Annotated in this window: 26 protein-coding genes and 2 tRNA genes; 26 read left to right on the top strand and 2 right to left on the bottom strand. The window is 46.9% G+C overall.

Features of this window, described 5'->3' with window-relative positions; translation table 11 throughout:
- Positions 1–557 precede the first annotated feature (557 nt).
- The 5 genes from ACJHWK_RS19190 to ACJHWK_RS19210 all read left to right on the top strand — a co-directional run bounded on the left by ACJHWK_RS19190 (position 558) and on the right by ACJHWK_RS19210 (position 2,505).
- Positions 558–1,157: a DUF1367 family protein gene (locus ACJHWK_RS19190; protein WP_000940316.1), complete on the top strand. Its 600-nt coding sequence runs from the start codon at positions 558–560 to the stop codon at positions 1,155–1,157.
- Positions 1,157–1,447 carry a DUF1364 domain-containing protein gene (locus ACJHWK_RS19195; protein ID WP_001551052.1) on the top strand — a complete coding sequence of 97 codons (291 nt, stop codon included), beginning with the start codon at positions 1,157–1,159 and terminating at the stop codon, positions 1,445–1,447. The genes ACJHWK_RS19190 and ACJHWK_RS19195 overlap by 1 nt, the downstream gene beginning before the upstream one ends.
- Positions 1,444–1,986 (top strand): DUF1133 family protein, encoded by a 543-nt coding sequence (locus ACJHWK_RS19200; RefSeq protein WP_000640136.1) that lies wholly within the window; start codon positions 1,444–1,446, stop codon positions 1,984–1,986. Before ACJHWK_RS19195 ends, ACJHWK_RS19200 begins: the two co-directional genes overlap by 4 nt.
- 365 nt (positions 1,987–2,351) lie before the next feature.
- A tRNA-Thr gene (locus ACJHWK_RS19205) sits at positions 2,352–2,427 on the top strand.
- A gap of 3 nt (positions 2,428–2,430) precedes the next feature.
- A tRNA-Gly gene (locus tag ACJHWK_RS19210) sits at positions 2,431–2,505 on the top strand.
- A 618-nt stretch (positions 2,506–3,123) separates the two neighbouring features.
- Here ACJHWK_RS19210 and ACJHWK_RS19215 read toward each other — a convergent pair.
- On the bottom strand, positions 3,124–3,249 hold the full coding sequence (locus ACJHWK_RS19215; protein WP_258056483.1) for a hypothetical protein: 126 nt from the start codon (positions 3,247–3,249) through the stop codon (positions 3,124–3,126).
- Positions 3,250–3,281: 32 nt separating this feature from the next.
- Between ACJHWK_RS19215 and essD the strand changes: the two genes are divergently transcribed.
- Both essD and ACJHWK_RS19225 read left to right on the top strand, forming a co-directional pair.
- Positions 3,282–3,497, top strand: coding sequence for a phage lysis protein EssD (gene essD / locus ACJHWK_RS19220; RefSeq protein WP_000839599.1), 216 nt, complete (start codon positions 3,282–3,284; stop codon positions 3,495–3,497).
- Between the two features lie 4 nt (positions 3,498–3,501).
- Positions 3,502–3,846 (top strand): YdfR family protein, encoded by a 345-nt coding sequence (locus ACJHWK_RS19225; RefSeq protein ID WP_000193293.1) that lies wholly within the window; start codon positions 3,502–3,504, stop codon positions 3,844–3,846.
- Here ACJHWK_RS19225 and ACJHWK_RS19230 read toward each other — a convergent pair.
- Positions 3,812–4,084 carry a hypothetical protein gene (locus ACJHWK_RS19230; RefSeq protein ID WP_000370546.1) on the bottom strand — a complete coding sequence of 91 codons (273 nt, stop codon included), beginning with the start codon at positions 4,082–4,084 and terminating at the stop codon, positions 3,812–3,814. The genes ACJHWK_RS19225 and ACJHWK_RS19230 overlap by 35 nt on opposite strands.
- Before the next feature lie 105 nt (positions 4,085–4,189).
- Between ACJHWK_RS19230 and ACJHWK_RS19235 the strand changes: the two genes are divergently transcribed.
- The 19 genes from ACJHWK_RS19235 to ydaY all read left to right on the top strand — a co-directional run bounded on the left by ACJHWK_RS19235 (position 4,190) and on the right by ydaY (position 19,082).
- Complete coding sequence (locus ACJHWK_RS19235; protein ID WP_000992105.1) at positions 4,190–4,723, top strand: lysozyme; 534 nt, start codon at positions 4,190–4,192, stop codon at positions 4,721–4,723.
- Positions 4,720–5,184 (top strand): lysis protein, encoded by a 465-nt coding sequence (locus ACJHWK_RS19240; RefSeq protein ID WP_000091919.1) that lies wholly within the window; start codon positions 4,720–4,722, stop codon positions 5,182–5,184. Before ACJHWK_RS19235 ends, ACJHWK_RS19240 begins: the two co-directional genes overlap by 4 nt.
- Before the next feature lie 137 nt (positions 5,185–5,321).
- Positions 5,322–6,779: a Trk system potassium transporter TrkG gene (gene trkG / locus ACJHWK_RS19245; RefSeq protein WP_024165216.1), complete on the top strand. Its 1,458-nt coding sequence runs from the start codon at positions 5,322–5,324 to the stop codon at positions 6,777–6,779.
- 137 nt (positions 6,780–6,916) lie between these two features.
- Positions 6,917–7,708: a ParB/Srx family N-terminal domain-containing protein gene (locus tag ACJHWK_RS19250; protein WP_001291091.1), complete on the top strand. Its 792-nt coding sequence runs from the start codon at positions 6,917–6,919 to the stop codon at positions 7,706–7,708.
- A complete protein-coding gene (locus tag ACJHWK_RS19255) occupies positions 7,701–8,633 on the top strand; it encodes a hypothetical protein (RefSeq protein ID WP_001204031.1) in 933 nt (310 codons plus the stop codon). The genes ACJHWK_RS19250 and ACJHWK_RS19255 overlap by 8 nt, the downstream gene beginning before the upstream one ends.
- Positions 8,611–8,820 carry a hypothetical protein gene (locus ACJHWK_RS19260; protein WP_000126788.1) on the top strand — a complete coding sequence of 70 codons (210 nt, stop codon included), beginning with the start codon at positions 8,611–8,613 and terminating at the stop codon, positions 8,818–8,820. The genes ACJHWK_RS19255 and ACJHWK_RS19260 overlap by 23 nt, the downstream gene beginning before the upstream one ends.
- Positions 8,821–8,823: 3 nt before the next feature.
- A complete protein-coding gene (locus ACJHWK_RS19265) occupies positions 8,824–9,918 on the top strand; it encodes a terminase small subunit (RefSeq protein WP_000089437.1) in 1,095 nt (364 codons plus the stop codon).
- Entirely contained in the window at positions 9,899–11,200 is a 1,302-nt protein-coding gene (locus ACJHWK_RS19270) for a terminase large subunit domain-containing protein (protein WP_000625349.1), read from the top strand. The genes ACJHWK_RS19265 and ACJHWK_RS19270 overlap by 20 nt, the downstream gene beginning before the upstream one ends.
- 2 nt (positions 11,201–11,202) lie before the next feature.
- Complete coding sequence (locus ACJHWK_RS19275) at positions 11,203–12,609, top strand: DUF4055 domain-containing protein (protein ID WP_410234898.1); 1,407 nt, start codon at positions 11,203–11,205, stop codon at positions 12,607–12,609.
- Entirely contained in the window at positions 12,593–13,705 is a 1,113-nt protein-coding gene (locus ACJHWK_RS19280; RefSeq protein ID WP_096215917.1) for a phage minor head protein, read from the top strand. Before ACJHWK_RS19275 ends, ACJHWK_RS19280 begins: the two co-directional genes overlap by 17 nt.
- Before the next feature lie 104 nt (positions 13,706–13,809).
- On the top strand, positions 13,810–14,574 hold the full coding sequence (locus ACJHWK_RS19285) for a DUF6651 domain-containing protein (RefSeq protein ID WP_410234899.1): 765 nt from the start codon (positions 13,810–13,812) through the stop codon (positions 14,572–14,574).
- A 98-nt stretch (positions 14,575–14,672) separates the two neighbouring features.
- Complete coding sequence (locus tag ACJHWK_RS19290) at positions 14,673–15,812, top strand: P22 phage major capsid protein family protein (RefSeq protein WP_001526967.1); 1,140 nt, start codon at positions 14,673–14,675, stop codon at positions 15,810–15,812.
- A gap of 42 nt (positions 15,813–15,854) precedes the next feature.
- Positions 15,855–16,031, top strand: a complete 177-nt coding sequence (locus ACJHWK_RS19295) for a hypothetical protein (protein WP_000908084.1) — start codon at positions 15,855–15,857, stop codon at positions 16,029–16,031.
- A 3-nt stretch (positions 16,032–16,034) separates the two neighbouring features.
- A complete protein-coding gene (locus ACJHWK_RS19300; protein ID WP_000634210.1) occupies positions 16,035–16,430 on the top strand; it encodes a hypothetical protein in 396 nt (131 codons plus the stop codon).
- On the top strand, positions 16,430–16,813 hold the full coding sequence (locus tag ACJHWK_RS19305) for a hypothetical protein (RefSeq protein WP_000524260.1): 384 nt from the start codon (positions 16,430–16,432) through the stop codon (positions 16,811–16,813). Before ACJHWK_RS19300 ends, ACJHWK_RS19305 begins: the two co-directional genes overlap by 1 nt.
- On the top strand, positions 16,814–17,194 hold the full coding sequence (locus tag ACJHWK_RS19310; RefSeq protein WP_001029819.1) for a hypothetical protein: 381 nt from the start codon (positions 16,814–16,816) through the stop codon (positions 17,192–17,194).
- Positions 17,191–17,583 (top strand): phage tail terminator-like protein, encoded by a 393-nt coding sequence (locus ACJHWK_RS19315; RefSeq protein WP_000144680.1) that lies wholly within the window; start codon positions 17,191–17,193, stop codon positions 17,581–17,583. The genes ACJHWK_RS19310 and ACJHWK_RS19315 overlap by 4 nt, the downstream gene beginning before the upstream one ends.
- A 26-nt stretch (positions 17,584–17,609) precedes the next feature.
- Positions 17,610–18,572, top strand: coding sequence for a phage tail tube protein (locus tag ACJHWK_RS19320; protein ID WP_052924055.1), 963 nt, complete (start codon positions 17,610–17,612; stop codon positions 18,570–18,572).
- Positions 18,573–18,722: 150 nt separating this feature from the next.
- Positions 18,723–19,082: a protein YdaY gene (gene ydaY, locus ACJHWK_RS19325; protein ID WP_123057495.1), complete on the top strand. Its 360-nt coding sequence runs from the start codon at positions 18,723–18,725 to the stop codon at positions 19,080–19,082.
- Positions 19,083–19,331: the final 249 nt, after the last annotated feature.

The following is a 19,331-nucleotide window of genomic DNA, read 5'->3' on the forward strand; positions in this document are numbered from 1 at the left end:
TCCCTGACAGCCTACAAAACGCAATTGAAGAACGCGAGGCATCGTCTTAACGAGGCACCGAGGCGTCGCATTCTTCAGATGGTTCAACCCTTAAGTTAGCGCTTATGGGAGAAATCCCCGCAACCTCTGATGTATTATGCATCCTCAACGCAGCCACAGTTAACCTGATTGGCGGGTTTATTTCATCTGTAAATATATTTATAAAAATAATGCCCACGCACAGCATAAAACAAAAAGTATTACAGATAAAAAAGGAACGTAATGTGCAGATTTGTTGTTTTCCATATTTACTCACCTTAATATGATTAACCCTGATAGGGTTGTTATTTCAGCGGTTTTCAAATGAGATATTATGGTGATCTGGCAGATTTGCATAACATTAAAATTTAATTTGTTTAACCGCTTTTAATAATAAGCGTTGTTTGTATCCCAGCAATCTGTTGTTTGGTTTTTATTCCATTAAGGTGGGGCTTTACACTGGAGCCAGTTTATTTATACTTCATACGTCAGCCTGAACAACTGGCATCTGCTGCGCTGCGCCATCGAGAGATTAAGAAATGGCGCATATACAACTGGTCAAACAAACCTCTTCCGGATTACTTCTCCCGGCGACGCCGGAGAGTTGTGATTTTCTGCATCAAATCAAAATAGGCGAGTGGATACACGCAGACTTTAAGCGTGTGCGTAACTACGCATTCCACAAGCGTTTTTTCAAACTCCTGCAACTGGGATTCGATTACTGGACTCCGGTCGGTGGGGCGATCACGCCTCGCGAACGAGAACTGCTGTCTGGTTTCGTTGATTACCTGTGCGAATCAGTTGGTCGGGAACACACGCCAGCCCTGAGTGATGCCGCAGAGCAATATCTGAATACAGTTGCGACACGCAGAACCCGGGATACGGCATTGCTAAAGTCGTTTGAGGCTTTTCGCGAGTGGGTAACCATTCAGGCTGGATTTTACACCGAACATTTTTATCCGGACGGTAGCCGCGGGCGTCGGGCAAAATCTATCGCTTTTGCGAATATGGACGAAACCGAGTTTCAGCAGGTTTATAAATCTGTTCTGAATGTGCTGTGGAACTGGATTCTGTTCCGTAAATTTTCCTCTCCGGAACAAGTCGAAAATGTGGCCGCGCAGCTGCTGGAGTTTGCGTAATGGTGGATTTACGTAAAGCGGCGCGGGGGCGGATGTGCACCGTCAGAATTCTTGGCTACTGCAATCACGATCCGGAAACGTCTGTGCTGGCGCATTACCGACTGGCGGGAACGTGCGGAACAGCGACAAAACCACACGATATGCAGGCGGCGATTGCCTGTAGCTCATGCCACGATTTAATCGACGGGCGGGTAAAAACAAGCGATTACACCAAAGAAGATTTACGCCTGATGCATGCAGAAGGTGTTTTTCGCACGCAAGAAATCTGGAGAAAGGAAGGTTATTTATGATTTACCCAACAAATACAGGCAAAAGCGGGGAACACCTTCGTCTCACCACGCTGGAAAGTGTCTGGATTCAGGGAAAACTGCGCATGTGGGGGCGCTGGTCGTATATTGGCGGCGGTAAGACGGGGAATATGTTCAACCAGTTGTTGGCCTCTAAAAAGCTGACAAAAACGGCAATTAACGAGGCGCTCCGGAGGATGAAAAAAGCAGGTCTGAACAAGTCTGAACTTGAGGCTTTTTTGCGGGATATGATTAACGGTAAGCAAAAGAGCTGGCTGGCGCATTGTACTGATGCAGAGGCGTTATGTATTGATCGGGTCATAAGTGAGGTGCTGGCAGAGCATCCAGGATTGATTAGCGTCCTTCGGCAACGGTATGAGGGGCGGGGGATGACCAAACGCAAAATGGCTGAATTGCTAAATGATGCACACCCAGAGTGGTGTTTTAGCACATGCGAAAAGCGAATTGCTAATTGGTTGGCCGTTGCTGAGTATGCGCTATACATTCCCATGCGAGAATCATTCGCTCAAAAAACGGCTTGATTTTTTACGCGTAAACTGCTTCAATTTTGCTACGCTTCGCAAAGCTGTATCGCGAGGCGAATCAAGCGCAATTAAACTTTAATAGAACCCGCCATCAAGCGGGTTTTGTTGTTATTGTGGTGTGATATAAGAAACGACATTTAATATTGCCTTCAAAATAAATTTGTTTATATATTGTCGCGTATATTTTAAGTGAAGGTGAAATGTTCACATAAAATAAAAATACATAAATAAATTTACATAGCTTGACGCAAAGTGTTGTTGCGATTGGAATATTAAATCGTATCATCGAAAACGGTTCTGAGGGGGAACTCTTCTTTGCTCGGTGATATCGCTCGGTGATATCGCTCCCCTGAAGAACCAATGCCGACTTAGCTCAGTAGGTAGAGCAACTGACTTGTAATCAGTAGGTCACCAGTTCGATTCCGGTAGTCGGCACCATATGCGGGTATCGTATAATGGCTATTACCTCAGCCTTCCAAGCTGATGATGCGGGTTCGATTCCCGCTACCCGCTCCAGCATTTAAAACAAGCCTTATTGTATTACGGCACTGGCGTATTTTTTTATTACGTGGGAGCAGGTTGTTTTGAAAAAGCATTCTGTTCTCTGGCTATGATTTGAGGCCGGGTGTAGCCTCAGTGCTAATTTTTTACGGCAGCAGAATGGTGCATTATCGGTGGAGATTTTGTATTTCCTGGCAGGGTCGGTGATGCATCATTTTGGTGTTGTAAAAGCACCACAGAGGCGCTCCTCAGTGAGAGGGTGGTTTAAAGAGTCGGTTTAGCGGGAAACCACAGTATCCATGCAGCACGGAATACTTCGGGAGGCACCCGACGCCTCGGTTTAATAACAATTAAAAAATTCATCCCTTGCATTGACCAACCGCCATATCTGGCGGTTTTTTTTATTCCTTTCTCAGGACAAAAAAAGACACGAGCATACAGGAATACTCGTGGGACAACGTCCTTTAGATAGCAATTTGCGAGAGGGTGAAGAGTAGCGCGGTCGTCGGATTAAGACCGCGGGACAAAGTCCATGAAGAATAATAAGTATTGGCCCCTTCTGGGGACATGTTCATACTACTAAGCTTCAGAAGTGGTTTAAATCATCAAATTAACCTTAATTTTCGATAAGTCTTATTTCATTTCTTTGCGCCACACCTGGCGCGCATCAAATAACGCCACGCAAAGGGCATCTGCGGATGCCGGTGCTTTTGACGGGGTGTTTTTTACGGGCCGCTGGTGGCCATTTTTTGTTTCCATTACACAGCGCCCGCATCTGCGAGGTGGGGGTTATGAAATCCATGGATAAGTTAACAACAGGTGTCGCCTATGGCACCTCCGCAGGCAGTGCTGGCTACTGGTTTTTACAGTTGCTCGATAGAGTCACGCCCTCACAGTGGGCAGCAATAGGTGTGCTGGGTAGTCTGGTGTTTGGCCTGTTGACGTATCTGACAAATCTTTATTTCAAGATTAAAGAAGATAAGCGTAAGGCTGCACGGGGAGAGTAATTCAATGACTCAAAACTATGAACTGATTGTGAAAGGGATCCGCAATTTTGAGAATAAAGTTACGGTAACTTTAGCGTTACGGGACAAAAAACGCTTTGACGGTGAAATTTTAGACCTGGACATCTCGCTGGACCGTGTTGAAGGTGCCGCGCTGGAGTTTTATGAGGCAGCAGCCAGAAGGAGCATCAGACAGGTCTTCCTGGATGTTGCTGCCGGGTTATGTGAAGGGGATGAGCAGTCACCGGAAAAGCGCCCCATAATTTTAGAGGCGCAGGGTGTGTGGATAACCTACAAAGGAAAACTGCCGGGAAGAATTACTGGTTCACTGAAGACTCCGCCGAAATGGTAATTTCACCAGCATATTTTTCTTCCAGTAATACCGCCAGCCACTTGAAAGAATTTTGTTGTTGCTGGGACCATTTGGGGTTGAGTGATTCAAGCTGGAGCGATGCCAGTGTTGGTTGCATTTGTTCCTTGGGAATTGAGAATGCCAGATATGAAAATGCGACAGTAAGGGCATTTACATCATCCCGAAGCTTGGAAATGCAGTCGAGCAACTCCTGTAGAGAAATGGTGCTATTGTCCATAAACAATCCTCTCTATTGTATTTAACTATTCCTTGCCTGATTCAACAGGCCGGGACAGATAAACATATCCAGGGTTCAGAAACCGATAAATCCTGATAAATATCCATGAACGCAAAAATCAGATACGGCCTGTCGGCTGCCGTTCTGGCACTGATTGCCGTCGGTGCGCCTGCGCCTGATATTCTCGACCAGTTTCTGGATGAAAAAGAAGGTAACCACACAACGGCATACCGCGATGGTTCCGGTATATGGACCATCTGTCGTGGTGCCACAATGGTGGATGGTAAGCCCGTCATACCGGGAATGAGGCTGTCGAAGGAAAAATGCGACCAGGTTAACGCTATTGAACGTGATAAGGCGCTGGCATGGGTGGAGCGCAATATTAAAGTACCACTGACCGAACCACAGAAAGCGGGTATAGCGTCATTTTGTCCCTATAACATTGGCCCCGGTAAGTGTTTCCCGTCGACGTTTTATAAGCGGCTGAATGCCGGTGATCGTAAGGGTGCATGCGAGGCGATTCGCTGGTGGATAAAAGATGGTGGGCGCGATTGCCGCATACGTTCAAATAACTGCTATGGACAGGTTATTCGTCGTGACCAGGAAAGCGCATTAGCCTGTTGGGGGATAGATCAGTGAGCAGAGTCGCCGCGATTATTTATGCTCTGGTTATCTGCATCATCGTCTGCCTGTCATGGGCTGTTAATCATTACCGTGATAACGCCACCGCCTACAAAGAGCAGCGCGACAAAAATGCCAGAGAACTGAAGCTGGCGAACGCGGCAATTACTGACATGCAGATGCGTCAGCGTGATGTTGCTGCGCTCGATGCAAAATACACGAAGGAGTTAGCTGATGCGAAAGCTGAAAATGATGCTCTGCGTGATGATGTTGCCGCTGGTCGTCGTCGGTTGCACATCAAAGCAGTCTGTCAGTCAGTGCGTGAAGCCACCACCGCCTCCGGCGTGGATAATGCAGCCTCCCCCCGACTGGCAGACACCGCTGAACGGGATTATTTCACCCTCCGGGAACGACTGGTAATGATGCAGGCCCAACTTGAAGGTGCTCAGCAATACATAACCGAACAGTGTTTAAAGTAAAATCTTAACTACAATATGATTCATTTTGATGATTGTTTCATAAGGAACAGTGAAGTAAGATCTAAGAGGAGTTAAATTTTATACAGTATAATCATAATATTGCAGCAAGGTGGTTATAATTGAAAGAATATTTAGATATGAATACATCTCATGTAAGAGTTGTTACTCATATGTGTGGGTTCCTGGTTTGGCTCTATAGTCTTTCAATGTTGCCACCAATGGTTGTAGCATTGTTTTATAAAGAAAAAAGCCTATTCGTTTTCTTTATAACTTTCGTTATATTTTTTTGCATTGGTGGCGGAGCGTGGTATACAACTAAGAAATCTGGCATTCAATTACGTACCCGTGATGGGTTTATTATAATTGTAATGTTTTGGATTTTGTTTTCTGTTATTAGTGCATTCCCTTTATGGATTGACTCAGAACTTAATTTAACGTTCATTGATGCTCTGTTTGAAGGGGTTTCTGGAATAACAACAACAGGAGCAACTGTAATTGATGATGTTAGTTCATTACCTCGGGCATATTTGTACTATCGGTCACAGTTAAATTTTATAGGTGGTTTAGGAGTTATTGTTCTGGCGGTTGCTGTATTGCCATTATTGGGTATTGGTGGTGCAAAGCTTTATCAGTCAGAAATGCCGGGGCCATTTAAGGATGACAAACTCACTCCCCGCCTGGCCGATACGTCACGGACACTGTGGATAACTTATTCTTTATTAGGTATTGCTTGTATTGTCTGTTATAGACTTGCAGGAATGCCTTTGTTTGATGCTATTTGTCACGGGATTTCCACAGTTTCGCTTGGTGGTTTCTCAACTCATAGCGAGAGTATCGGATATTTTAATAACTATTTGGTTGAGCTGGTGGCTGGTTCTTTTTCCCTGCTATCGGCTTTCAACTTCACTCTTTGGTATATTGTTATTAGCAGGAAAACGATAAAACCTTTAATCAGAGATATTGAACTTCGTTTCTTTCTGTTAATAGCCTTAGGGGTGATCATTGTTACCTCTTTCCAGGTCTGGCATATAGGTATGTATGACTTGCATGGAAGTTTTATTCATTCGTTTTTTCTTGCCAGCTCCATGCTCACTGATAATGGTTTAGCTACGCAGGATTATGCAAGCTGGCCCACGCACACGATAGTGTTTTTGCTGTTGTCAAGTTTCTTTGGGGGATGTATAGGTTCAACTTGTGGTGGAATTAAGTCACTTCGATTTCTTATACTTTTCAAACAAAGCAAACACGAGATAAATCAGCTTTCTCATCCCAGAGCGTTGTTGAGTGTAAATGTAGGAGGGAAGATAGTTACAGATCGTGTAATGAGGTCTGTATGGAGTTTCTTTTTTCTTTATACTCTCTTCACGGTGTTTTTTATACTGGTGTTAAATGGTATGGGATATGATTTTCTTACATCATTTGCAACAGTGGCTGCATGTATTAATAATATGGGATTAGGTTTTGGGGCTACTGCATCGTCATTCGGAGTGCTTAATGACATTGCAAAATATTTAATGTGCATAGCTATGATTCTTGGTCGCCTTGAAATTTATCCTGTTATTATATTGTTTTCAGGTTTTTTTTGGCGCTCCTAATATATGGCTGATTTATAATTGTGAGTTTAATATTATGTTGACTCACTCATTGATCCAATACCTAACTTTACCAGCAACACCTCCGCCCCCAGTAGCACTGGCTGCTGGGGTGCGTTTTATTCATAAAGCAAGGATGTATGAGCGAGAAATTAAAGATAGTCTATCGCCCATTACAAGAATTGTCACCGTATGCGCACAACGCCAGGACGCACAGCCCTGAGCAGGTGGCACAACTGGTAGAAAGTATTAAGCAATTCGGCTGGACTAATCCGGTGCTGATTGACGAAAAGGGCGAAATTATTGCGGGTCACGGTCGTGTTATGGCGGCTGAAATGCTCAAAATGGATTCTGTTCCGGTCATTGTTCTGTCTGGCCTGACGGATGAGCAGAAAAAGGCGTACCGCCTGGCAGATAATCGCCTGCCGATGAATGCTGGCTGGGATGAAGATCTGTTGCGGATGGAGCTGTCGGACCTAATCAATGCTGATTTTGATGTCTCCCTGACAGGCTTCATCCCGACAGAAATTGATGAACTGTTGACGGATGTTTTGCCCGGTACAGGAAATGAGGAGGAGCCGTATACGACGAAAATTGATACGCCTGTTTATGAGCCGTCGGGCGGTAAACCGGATATCAGTGAACTGTACGACGATACGAAAACGCAGGAGCTGATCAGCCGGATACGTTTGGCTTCCCTTGAGCCTGATATTGAGAAATTCCTCCTGTGTGCGGCAGAACGTCACACGGTGTTTAATTTCAGCAGAATTGCGGACTATTACGCTCACGCCCCCGCTGAAATTCAGTGTTTTTTCGAGGAGTCGGCGCTGGTGATCATTGATTATCAGCAGGCTATTGAAAATGGATTTGTCCGGATGACGCAGCGCATGGTGGAGATCATGCATGGTGGTGAGGAGGAGGAATATGCGTGATGATTTTTGCGCCTTTATTCTGACTCACGGGCGACCGGACAAAGTTCTGACTTACCGGACGTTGCGTCGTGCTGGCTATACCGGGAAAATTTTTATCGTTGTTGATGATGAAGATAAGACACGGCATCAGTACATGGCTGAATTTGGTGAACAGGTGCTGGTGTTTTCCAAAGCCGATATCGCCAGTCGTTTTGACGAAGCCGATAATTTCGGTGACCGCCGCTCAATTTTTTACGCCCGTAATGCCTGTTTCGACCTGGCAAAACTGGTCGGGTGTAAATACTTCATTCAGCTCGATGATGATTATCACGAGTTCCAGTTTCGGGTGGATCGCAACTATGACCAGGCCTATTTTCCGATAAGGAAACTGGATGCGATCCTTTCTGAAATGCTGGCGTACTACGAATCAATACCTGCTCTTTCCATCGCTATGTCGCAGGGCGGGGATTTTCTTGGTGACAATGGCGGCCATGCTTCGTGGGTGAAACGCAAGGCAATGAACAGCTTTATCTGTTCGGTTGATCGACCGTTCTCATTCATGGGGCGCATTAACGAGGATGTGAATACGTACACGAATCTCGGTCGCTGTGGTGAATTGTTTATGACGATCGGTGCTGTCCAGTTAGGGCAGAAACAGACGCAGAAAAACAGCGGCGGAATGACCGAGCTGTATCTGGATTCCGGAACCTACGTTAAAAGTTTTTACTCCGTCATGTATGCGCCGTCGTGCGTAAAAATCTCACTGATGGGTGCCAGCCATAAACGCATTCACCATCAGGTCACCTGGAACAACGCTGCAGTAAAAATCCTTCACGAAAAATACAGGAAGAAGACACCCTGCATATCAATAGGGGTGACAAATGATTCCGTATTCGAAAGTCGAGTCTCTGGCAGCGTGCCGGATGACTGCACAACAAATCGCTGACGTTCTGGATGTTGATCTGAACCGACTGAAAGAAAATCGGGAAGCAATGACAGATTTTTATGCGGCCATCCGTAAGGGCAGAGCGAAAGGTGAAGCCGAGTTACGAGCGGCATTGTTTAAGCTTGCCAGAAAAGGGGATGCCTTTGCTCTGCGCGAACTACTCAGGGTGGATAAAAATCAGGACTAACTGATGAGCAGACCGGACTGGGGGGCGTTGCAGCAGGAGTATATTGCTGAATACACCCGCTCCGGTATATCTCCGGTGGCATGGTGTGAAGCAAGGGGACTGAATTACGCAACAGCCCGTCGTTACATCAAAAAACCTCCGAAAAATGCGCAGACAGAAATGCGCAAAACTGCGCAAAAAAGTGCGCAGAAAAAATCTGCGCAGACTGCACAAAAGCGGAACGAAAAATCTCAGGAAAAAAAGCCAGTATTCGATGCGGGCCTGAATGAGGGCGACGCGGAGGAATTTTCGTTCTGTCCCGATGAATTCGGCATTTCTGACCAGCAGGCTAAGTTTGCGATGCTTGTTGCTCAGGGGAAAAAGCCGACAGAGGCGTACCGACTAGCCGGTTATGAGGGGCAAGGTGCGACAGCTAACAGCAACGCCAGTCGTATGCTTAGAAATGCCAGGGTTTTTCGCGCTATCAGCTACTTCCGCAATCAGTACCAGAAACGCTATACCGCAGACCTGGATTTACTGGTGAGTCAGTTGATGGCCATTGTCCTGGCCGACCCCAATCAGCTTGCACAATTTCGCCGTGTTAACTGCCGTTATTGCTGGGGCGAGAATCATCTCTACCAGTGGCGCGATATAGCAGAATTCGACAAGGCAGCGGCGCAGGCTTCCAGAGATGGCAAACCCGAACCGGAATATGGAGGCCTCGGCTTTGTTGATAACGCCATACCCAATCCGGACTGCCCGAAGTGCTGCGGTGAGGGAACGGGACAGCTTTATATGGCTGATACCACTCTGCTTGATGGGGATGCGCGGCAATTATATGCAGGGGCAAAACTCGGAAAATTCGGCGTTGAGATCCTGCTGGAGGATAAGGCTGCCGCCCGGCGTGAATTGTTGCGTTTGCTTTCTGCTGGCGGGGCTTTATGTGCAGATAAGCGGCTACAGGAACTGGAAATTGAACGACGCAGAATGGAAAACCAGAAGCTGCGCAAAGAGATCGAAACGGTGGAAGATAATGAACATCCCCAGCCTGTGGCGATCAATATTAATGTGGTTGATGCCAGAGTAAGGAGTGATGAAGATGATCTCTCCGACGCTTAATGTGCCTCAGGCGCGATTTCTTTCAATGCCCCATAAATTTAAAGCCTATATTGCTGGTTTTGGCTCGGGCAAAACATGGGTTGGGTGTGGCGGCATATGCAAGGGGATTTGGGAGCATCCAGGTATAAATCAGGGATATTTTGCGCCAACGTATCCCCAAATTCGCGATATTTTTTACCCTACAGTGGAAGAAGTTGCTGCTGACTGGGGATTGAACGTAAAAATTAATGAGGGAAATAAAGAGGTTCACTTTTATTACGGACGCCAGTATCGGGGAACCACTATCTGCAGATCGATGGAGAAGCCACAAACGATCGTCGGTTTCAAAATTGGTAATGCGCTGGTGGATGAACTGGACATTTTGCCGAAGGAAAAAGCCAGAACGGCGTGGCGCAAGATAATTGCGCGTATGCGTTATAAGATTGATGGACTTCGCAACGGTATTGACGTTACAACCACGCCGGAAGGATTCAAATTTGTCTACGAGCAGTTTGTTAAAGCCGTGCGTGAAAAAACAGAGCTGGCCTCACTGTATGGTCTGGTGCAGGCATCTACTTTCGATAATGAAAAGAACCTGCCAGCAGATTACATTCCTTCGCTTCTTGAATCATACCCTCCAGAGCTGATTAAAGCCTATCTTCGAGGACAGTTTACTAACCTGACAAGTGGTACTGTTTACCATCAGTTTGACCGGAAACTGAATAATTGCGAAGAAGTGGAGCAGCCAGGGGAGCCGATTTATATTGGGATGGATTTTAACGTTGGAAAGATGGCGGGGATCGTCCATGTGCTGCGTTTGGGGCTTCCATGTGCGGTAACTGAAATCATCAATGCCTACGATACGCCGGATATGATCCGCATCATTAAAGAACGCTTCTGGCTGTATGACGGGAATGATTACCGGAAAGTGAGGGAGATTTATATTTATCCAGATGCTTCCGGAGATTCCAGAAAATCAAGTAACGCAAGTACGACGGATATAGCCCAGCTTAAGCAGGCTGGTTTTAACGTTGTGGTGAACAGCTCGAACCCGCCAGTAAAAGATCGCGTTAACTCAATGAATGCAATGTTCTGCAATGCCAATGGTGAGCGTCGCTATAAAGTTAATGTGAAGCGTTGTCCGGTATATGCCGAATCTCTGGAGCAACAGGTCTGGGATGATAAGGGGGAGCCTGATAAAAAATCTGGCAATGATCACCCGAATGATGCCGGAGGTTATTTCATCGTTAAGCAATTCCCTATTGTCAAACCGACCGGAAGAGTCACATCACTTCGGATTTAATTATGGCTGATATATCAACACCCAACCTCGACTATAACGATATGCTGGAGGCGTGGGATATTAACGACGCATTGATGGGCGGTACGCTTGAAATGCGCAGGCAGGGGGAAAATTATCTCCCCAAATGGCCTAATGAAGATGAAGACGCTTATAAAAAACGCCTGTCTGTGGCTACGCTACTTCCTGTGTATGAAGAAAGCATCAAACAAAATATTGGGCGCATATTTGCAGAGCCGACAGTATTGAGTGAGGAAACGCCGGAAAAAATCAGGGAATATGCAGAAAATATCGACATGGAGGGGAGCCGACTGGATGTGTGGGCGCAGCAATTTTTCAGTCTCGCATTTCAGTATGGTGTGGCACATGCGCTGGTGGACTATCCACGAACGGATATGAAAGAGATTCGGACAAAAGCCGATGAAAACGCGGCCGGTGGTCGCCCGTACGTTACGATGCTGAATCCACGCCAGGTTATTGGATGGAAATCGAAAGTTGAAAAAGGGAAAGTTGTTCTCACTGATTTGCGTATAAAAGAGGTCATCATTATTGATGGTGATGATTTCGGGCAGAAGAAGGTGGAGCAGATCCGCCATATTATGCCCCGTCGAGTTGAAATTTATCGACGCAGCGAAGGTACTAATGGCGAATCTGTCTGGACGCTTCATGAGTCATGGAATACCAGCCGTGATGATATTCCTCTGGTAACACTGTATACGAAGAAAACAGGGTTTATGCGTGGTACACCGCCATTGCTTAATCTTGGCTTGCTGAATATCAAGCACTGGCAAAGCCAGAGCGAGCAGGACAATATTCTTCATGTTGCCCGCGTTCCATTGCTGGTGGCCTACGGGCTGGACAGGAATGAAGAACTGACGGTTGGTGCATCCACCGCTACGATTTTTGAGGACAGAACAAAAAATGGCCTCGAATATGTTGAACATAGTGGCGCAGCGATAGAATCTGGCGAAACATCACTTGAGAAGCTGGAAAATCAGATGCGTCATGCCGGCGCTAAACTTCTGCGGGCTGAAAATACATCCCCCAAATCTGTTGATCAGACTAATGAAGAGCGGATGCAGGAACACTCGCCGCTTTATACAATGGCGAACTCCCTCGAAGATGCCCTCGATAATATTCTCCAGATAATGGCGGAATGGAGCGGAGAGAGTTGCGGTGGCAATGTGGATGTGCGCACTGAACTGGATGTATCTGCCCAGGTGTTTGACTCATCCTCCGCGCTGGCTGTTCAGTCATTGCGTCAGGGCGGTGATATACGTCAGATTGATGCGGTTCGGGTGTTGCAGGCGTTGAAATTTATCGATCAGGATTCCCGTCCAGAGGAAGTGATCGATGAATTAAAAAATCAGAGTGTAATGCTGATGGAAATCAATGATGCAAACCGTGAATGAACGGCTGCGTGATGAATCAATTGCTCATGCAGTCTGGATATCCCGCTATAGCACTGGTGTGGCTGCCAGAATGGTGAAAATACTGAATGACAGCGATGCGGAGCTTACAGCTCGCCTGCTGGTAGCACTGGACAGCCTCGATCCTAGTAGTTTTACCGTTACGCGCCTGGAGTCACTTCTGGCGAGTGTCAGAGAGGTTAACCGCACTGCTATTAACAGCATGTTTACCAGTCTCTCCGGAGAGCTGAACGAGCTGGCAATTTATGAGGTTGGTTATCAGTTAAGTCTGTTTGATTCTCTGCTACCTGATTTTGTTGCTGATGTTCACCCTCTGGTTGGTATCTCTTCTGATGCACTTTACGCCGCTGCAATGGCGCGACCATTCCAGGGACGACTGCTCAGTGAGTGGGCCTCAGATCTTGAGGCGGATCGGCTCAGACGCATAACAAATACGGTGCGTCAGGGTTTTTTGCTGGGGGATACCAATGAGCAGATCGCAAGAAAAATTCGGGGACATGTCAGTAAGGGATTTCAGGATGGTGCATTGCAGATGAGCCGGGCTAATGCGGCCAGCATTGCAAAAACAGCGGTTGGACATCTTGCTGCTACTGCTCGTGAGAGTTTTGCACGCGCGAATAATGATTTGATTAAGGGTAAGCAATGGTTATCAACGCTTGATAATCGTACTACGCCACAATGTCGAATCAGGGATCGCCTCAAATATACGCTGGATAATAAACCTGTAGGTCACAGCGTGCCTTATTTGCAGGGGCCGGGAAAAATTCATTTCTGCTGCCGCTCAACGGAAACGTTCATTCTGAAATCAGCGAAGGAACTGGGTATTGATGTTCGTGATATTTCCCCGGCTGAGCGGGCCAGCATGGATGGCGTGGTGGCCGGAGATACAACCTACAGGGAATGGTTTTTGCGTCAGCCTTACACCAGACAAAAACAGATTGTGGGGGAAACCCGGGCAAAGCTGATTCGGGATGGTGGTATGTCGCCAGATGAATTTTACACCGATAAAGGCGAATGGCTGACGCTGAAGCAACTCCGTGAGCGTGATGCACAGGTATTCAGAAAAGCAGGGATTTAAATAAATCATTTATTACAACAGGCTACCTTCGGGTGGCCTTTTTTATTGCTGCTATCCGGATGGTGAGCAGCGTAACTGTCGGAAGACTTAAACCAGGTACTAATATGAAACTGAAAACGGTCGAGATTAACGGAAAACAATACGCAGAAATTGATACTGCTGGCCTGCCAGTTTATGTGCACGACGATGGTAAAGAAATCGGCTTCGATGCACCGCTGGCGACAAAAAAAATTACAGAACTTAATGGCGAGGCAAAAAATCATCGCCTGGCTAAAGAAGCTGCAGAGGAAAAACTGGCTAAGTTTGCCGCTATCGAAGACCCGAAGAAGGCGATCGAGGCACTGGAAATGCTGTCAAAAATCGACCAGAAAAAGCTGATCGATGCGGGACAGGTTGACCAGGTTAAGGCTGAAATTACGAAAAATTTTCAGCAGCAATTAGATGAAGAAAAGCAACGCTCTCAGATGCTGGAGAAGCAGCTTTACGATTCTATGATTGGCGGTAGTTTTGCGGGTTCAAAATATATTGTCGATAAAATTGCGATCCCGGCAGATTTATTACAAGCCCGCTTCGGGCAGGCATTCAAAGTGGAAGAAGGGAAGATCGTTGCTTATGACGCTTCCGGCAACAAAATTTATTCCCGCGCGAAGCCTGGCGAACTGGCGCAGTTTGATGAGGCGCTGGAGTTCCTCGTCGAAAATTACCCTCAGAAAGACTACATCCTGAAAGCCAGTGGCAACAATGGCGGCGGCTCCCGTCCGACACAGCATGATATTGGTCAGAAAACGATGAAACGCTCTGCTTTTGATGCACTGGATGTTGCAGGTAAGCAAAACGCATTGAAAGACGGTATCACAATTGTTGATTAACACATTTGTCAGCTTCCGGATGGGAGCTGGTGTCAGGGCTGGATAGCTCATTACTCCATCTATTCACAATTACGCAAATTTTTAAGGAATATTTAATTATGGCTGGAAATACCCTGACCGGGTTGATCCCGACTATTTATACCGCCCTGGATGTTGTATCCCGTGAGCAGGTAGGTTTTATCCCTGCGGTAGCAAAAAACGCAAAAGCTGACGCCGCAGCAAAAGATCAGACGGTAACCGCGCCAGTTGCGCCTGAGGCGAAAACCGAAGATATCGTACCGGGGCCGTCAGCTCCGAATACCGGTGATCAAAATATTGGCACTGTTGATGTGAAAATTACTAAATCCAAAATGGCACCGGTTAAATGGAATGGTGAAGAACAACTGGCTCTTGGCCCTTCAGGGACTTACAACACCATTCTGGCTGATCAGTTCAAGCAGGCTTTTCGCGCCCTTGCAAACGAGGTTGAGGCTGATCTTGGTGCGTTGTATTTCGGTGCTTCCCGCGCCGTGGGAACCGCAGGGACAACGCCGTTTGGTGTTAAAGATGATCTTTCTGATGCTGCTCTGGCTCGTCAGGTTCTGGAGGATAACGGCGCACCGACAACCGATCTGCAGATGGTGCTTGGCTCCACTGCCATTGCTAATTTGCGCGGAAAACAGTCTGTACTGTTTAAAGTGAATGAATCCGGCACTGAACAGCTACTGCGTGAGGGCGTGTTGGGGCGTCTGGAGGGATTCAATATTCACAGTTCGGCAGGTGTAAAACGAGCGCCAAAGGTTGCTGCAACTGGTTATCTCGTGAATGGCGAGAAAAAAGAAGGCGATGTTCTTATTTCCATTGATACTGGTTCGGGGAGTATTTCTGCAGGTCAGATTGTTACGTTCGCTGGCGATCCGAATCAGTATGTTGTGGCAGCAGCGACCAGCAATCTGATTACTCTTGCAGCGCCCGGACTGCGTCAGGATCTGGCCGATGATACTGCAATCACAGTTGTTGGCTCCTTTACTGCAAATATGGCGTTTGATCGCAACGCGTTTCTGCTGGCATCCCGTACTCCGGCAATGCCGGAAGGTGGCGATAATGCTGATGATGTAATGAATGTTACGGACCCGATTTCAGGGATTACGTTCCAGATTGCACTGTATCGTCAGTATCGCCAGGTGCGCTATGAAGTTGGACTGGCATGGGGTGTTTCATCAGTGAAGCCGGCACATGGTTGTCTGATTCTTGGTTAAACATTCAAACGGGGCTTCGGCCCCATTTTTAATGGAGGGCATATGGCCGGATTAACTAAAGAGCAAAGAGCACAGCGTGAAGCCGCACAAAAAACGCAAATTGAGTTAGTGGTTATGGTGACCGATTATCAGATGTTTCCCGGCGCACCAACTATCGCTAATGTTCATCCTGATGAAGTTGACAACTGGAAGGCTATGGGCTGGAAAACTCAGGAGTAACACATGATCACTTACGTGACCTGTGATGACGTTGATAATGCGTTTGGGAACGCCTGGACGAGTGAGAACGCTAAAAATAAAGCTGTTTTAATGGCTAATGCCTGGCTTAATGGCTTCAACCTGAAAATTAACCCATCCCGTATTCCGGAAGAGGTAAAACTTGCGGGAGCATATGCAGCCAGAATTGCCTCATTCGGTAAGTTGTTTCAGCAGAAAAATGATTCTGGCGTTGTTATCAGTAAAGCCGTGTCGGCTGACGGGGTCAGTGTATCGAAATCATTTGCTGAGTTGCCAGCAAACAGCACTGCATTGCTTGAACCCGATTTACAGCTTGCGATAGCACTGCTGAAACCGTACGGACTTAGTCGCTCACAAGTCAGGGTTGTGAGGGGGGGATAATGGGGCTTCGTGAAGAGATTCAGTCAGAGGTTGCCGCTGCTTTTGATGAGGATTTAGCGGACGCCGTGAGTGATTTTTCTGGTTCTTACGTTACGCACCGGCACTGGGATCCTGTGACGGAAACTGGCGGCGAATCCACCGCAATCTATACCGGGCGAGGCGTGTTGACACGTTATAAGCTGGGCAGAATTGATGGGATTAATATTTTGCATGGTGACCTTAAATTAACCGCTCTGGTATGCGAGGTTACGGATAAACCCGCTGTCGACCATATTATTGAGATTTATGATCCTGTATCAAGGCAGTTACAACGATACGAGGTAATTACAGCGAGTGTAGATCCTTCCGCATCAGTTTACTCTATCCAGTTAAGGAGAGCGTAAATGGCAAAGGCATGGGATATAGAACCGTCAATATTTGCCGGGATGATTGAGGAAGATGTGGGGCTGAAGATTCGCTACATCGCTATGCAGATTCTTACTGCTATTGATATTGCTGCTCCGGTTGATACCGGACGTTTCAGAAATAACAACCTGGTGTCGTTACAGCATCCCGATTTTGGTATATCTGATAACGTGGATCCGAACGGTACGATTGCGGTTCAGCGTGGGATCGGGGTTATTTCGAAAGCTGCAAATTACGGAGTTATTTATATCCAGAATAACCTTCCTTATGCAGAGGCTCTTGAAAACGGTCATTCACAACAAGCGCCAACTGGCGTGTATGCCAACGCTTTTCATGGTGTTTTACAGGCTTACAAATGACATTTACTGAAATCAGAAATACGGTTATTTCCAGAATGACGGCACAGACGATTATTGATGGAAAAGACGTATTGTATCCGAACGCGCCAACGTTCGATCCTTCCGGTAAGTTAATCTGGGCGCGGTTAAGTAATATTCCCGGGCAGGCTGGAGTTAATGAAATTGGCGCGGGGCCGATTGTTTATCGCACGGGGATAATCATTATTCAGTTATTTGTCCCCGCAGGTTCTGGTTCAAAACTCATTACTGAGACAGCCGATAAATTGCGGGGACTGTTTGAGTTTCAGGATGACGATCGTCTCAGTTACCAGGCTGTTTCCTCAATAGCCGTTGGTGAAAAGAATGGCTGGTTCCAGCTTAATCTTCAAATTCCATATCGCGCGCTCTAGCGCAATTAATGACATAGGAGGCTCCTGTGAGTTCAGGTGCAAAGGTTATCTCGGCATTTATCCGGGAGACGGTTGCAGGCACTACGCCAGCAAGTGGTGACTGGAGTTTATTAAAACGCACAAGCTGGGGAGTAAAACCCACCCAGAATAAAGGCGAAAATAATGAGATTGGTGGCTCCCGGATGGCTCAGGGGGCGACGCCTGGCACTGTGGATGTCGGCGGTGATGTTGGTACCAAATTTCGCTGGGGTCAACATGATGATTTTCTTGCATCCTGTTTCGGCGCGGAATGGTCAGGCGATTCTCTGACAATGGGGAATGAGCGAATAACATTTTCTCTGGCGACCTATGCGTCCGATGTCGGAATTGCCTCTGTCGTCAGAGGAGCGCAGGTTGGCTCATGGAAAATGCAGATCCCTAACGACGGCGATATTACAGCGACCGTAACCTTTGCCGGACTGGACTGGGAATCAAAGGCCGATGATACGAATTTTATCAAAGGCGAACCTGTGGATAGTGCAGGAAAGCTACGTTATTCGTTTAAGGAGGTTTCAGCAGTAAGCCTGAATGGTGTTGCCGGAGGTAACGGTTTTTGTATCGACAGTTTTGATATTCAGTTCGATAACAAACTCCAGACACAGCGTTGTATCGGGACTGGCTCGCCTTATGCAGGAGCAAATATTCCGACTACTTTTACACCGTCCGGTACGGTGACGCTTTCATGGTCTAAAGCTGCATGGGAAATCTGGAGTAAAACACTGACTGGAGAAACAGTTCCGTTCAGCTTCACGCTTTCGAATGGAGAGGGGGCATACACTTTCAGTTTCCCGAAGGTTCAGGTGTCAGGTGAATGGCCTGATGGGGGTAATACCGACATTATCCAGGTTCAATTGAGCATTACCGCAGCAGATGAAGCACCTACGATAACCAGAAAAAAAAACTCTCCGGCTGCCGTGATCGCAAAAGCCAGTGCTGAGGCGATTAGTTGATTTTCCGTTATTCCCCCTGTGGTACTGCACTACAGGGGGACGCATTGAATGAGGTTATGGATGTTTATTCTTAATCAGAAAATTATCATCGGTGGAGAACGCTGGTTTACGCCAATGAAGGACTTAAAACCTGTAGACGGGTTAAAACTGTTGGTGGCAAGCAGCGATAACGATCAGTATCGCTCCCGTAATGCATTAATCCGTCGCCACATTGAGAAAATGGATGCCAGTTTGCACGTCGGAACGAAGGAGTTTGATATTTCAAAGGTTTCCGAGGTGGATTCTGTTGATGATTTACTCATTGATAATGCCGCTCGTTATCTGCTGAAAGACTGGAAAGGGGTTGGTGAACTGGTTAATGGTGTTGAGGTTGCACTGGAATATACGCCAGAACGAGGGATCGCGCTGCTTAGGCAGAATCCAGAGTTGTACTGGCAGATCCTTGCAGAAGCAGCCAGCATCGCCCAGGGTAAAGAGCAGCAGAAGCAGGATACGATAAAAAAGCCATAGCCGCCCAACGGTGGTTATCGGAGTTCGGGGGAGAAAGGGGGGAAAAGGCAAGATGGAAGCGAGAAAAACTCAGGTTGCCACCGATACCGGAACCAGAAATAGACCCGGTGCTTAAGGAATTGTTGTACGCCTATTCGGTAATATCCCGTGCCCGACGTTATGCTGGAATGACTGGGGTGCCTTTGCCTTTATCTCTGACAGAGATAAATGAATATTTAGCCACTCATCCGGTATTGATTGAGCGCGATG

The organism is Escherichia sp. WS547 (assembly GCF_046486065.1).
In the GTDB taxonomy this organism is placed as follows: domain Bacteria; phylum Pseudomonadota; class Gammaproteobacteria; order Enterobacterales; family Enterobacteriaceae; genus Escherichia; species Escherichia coli.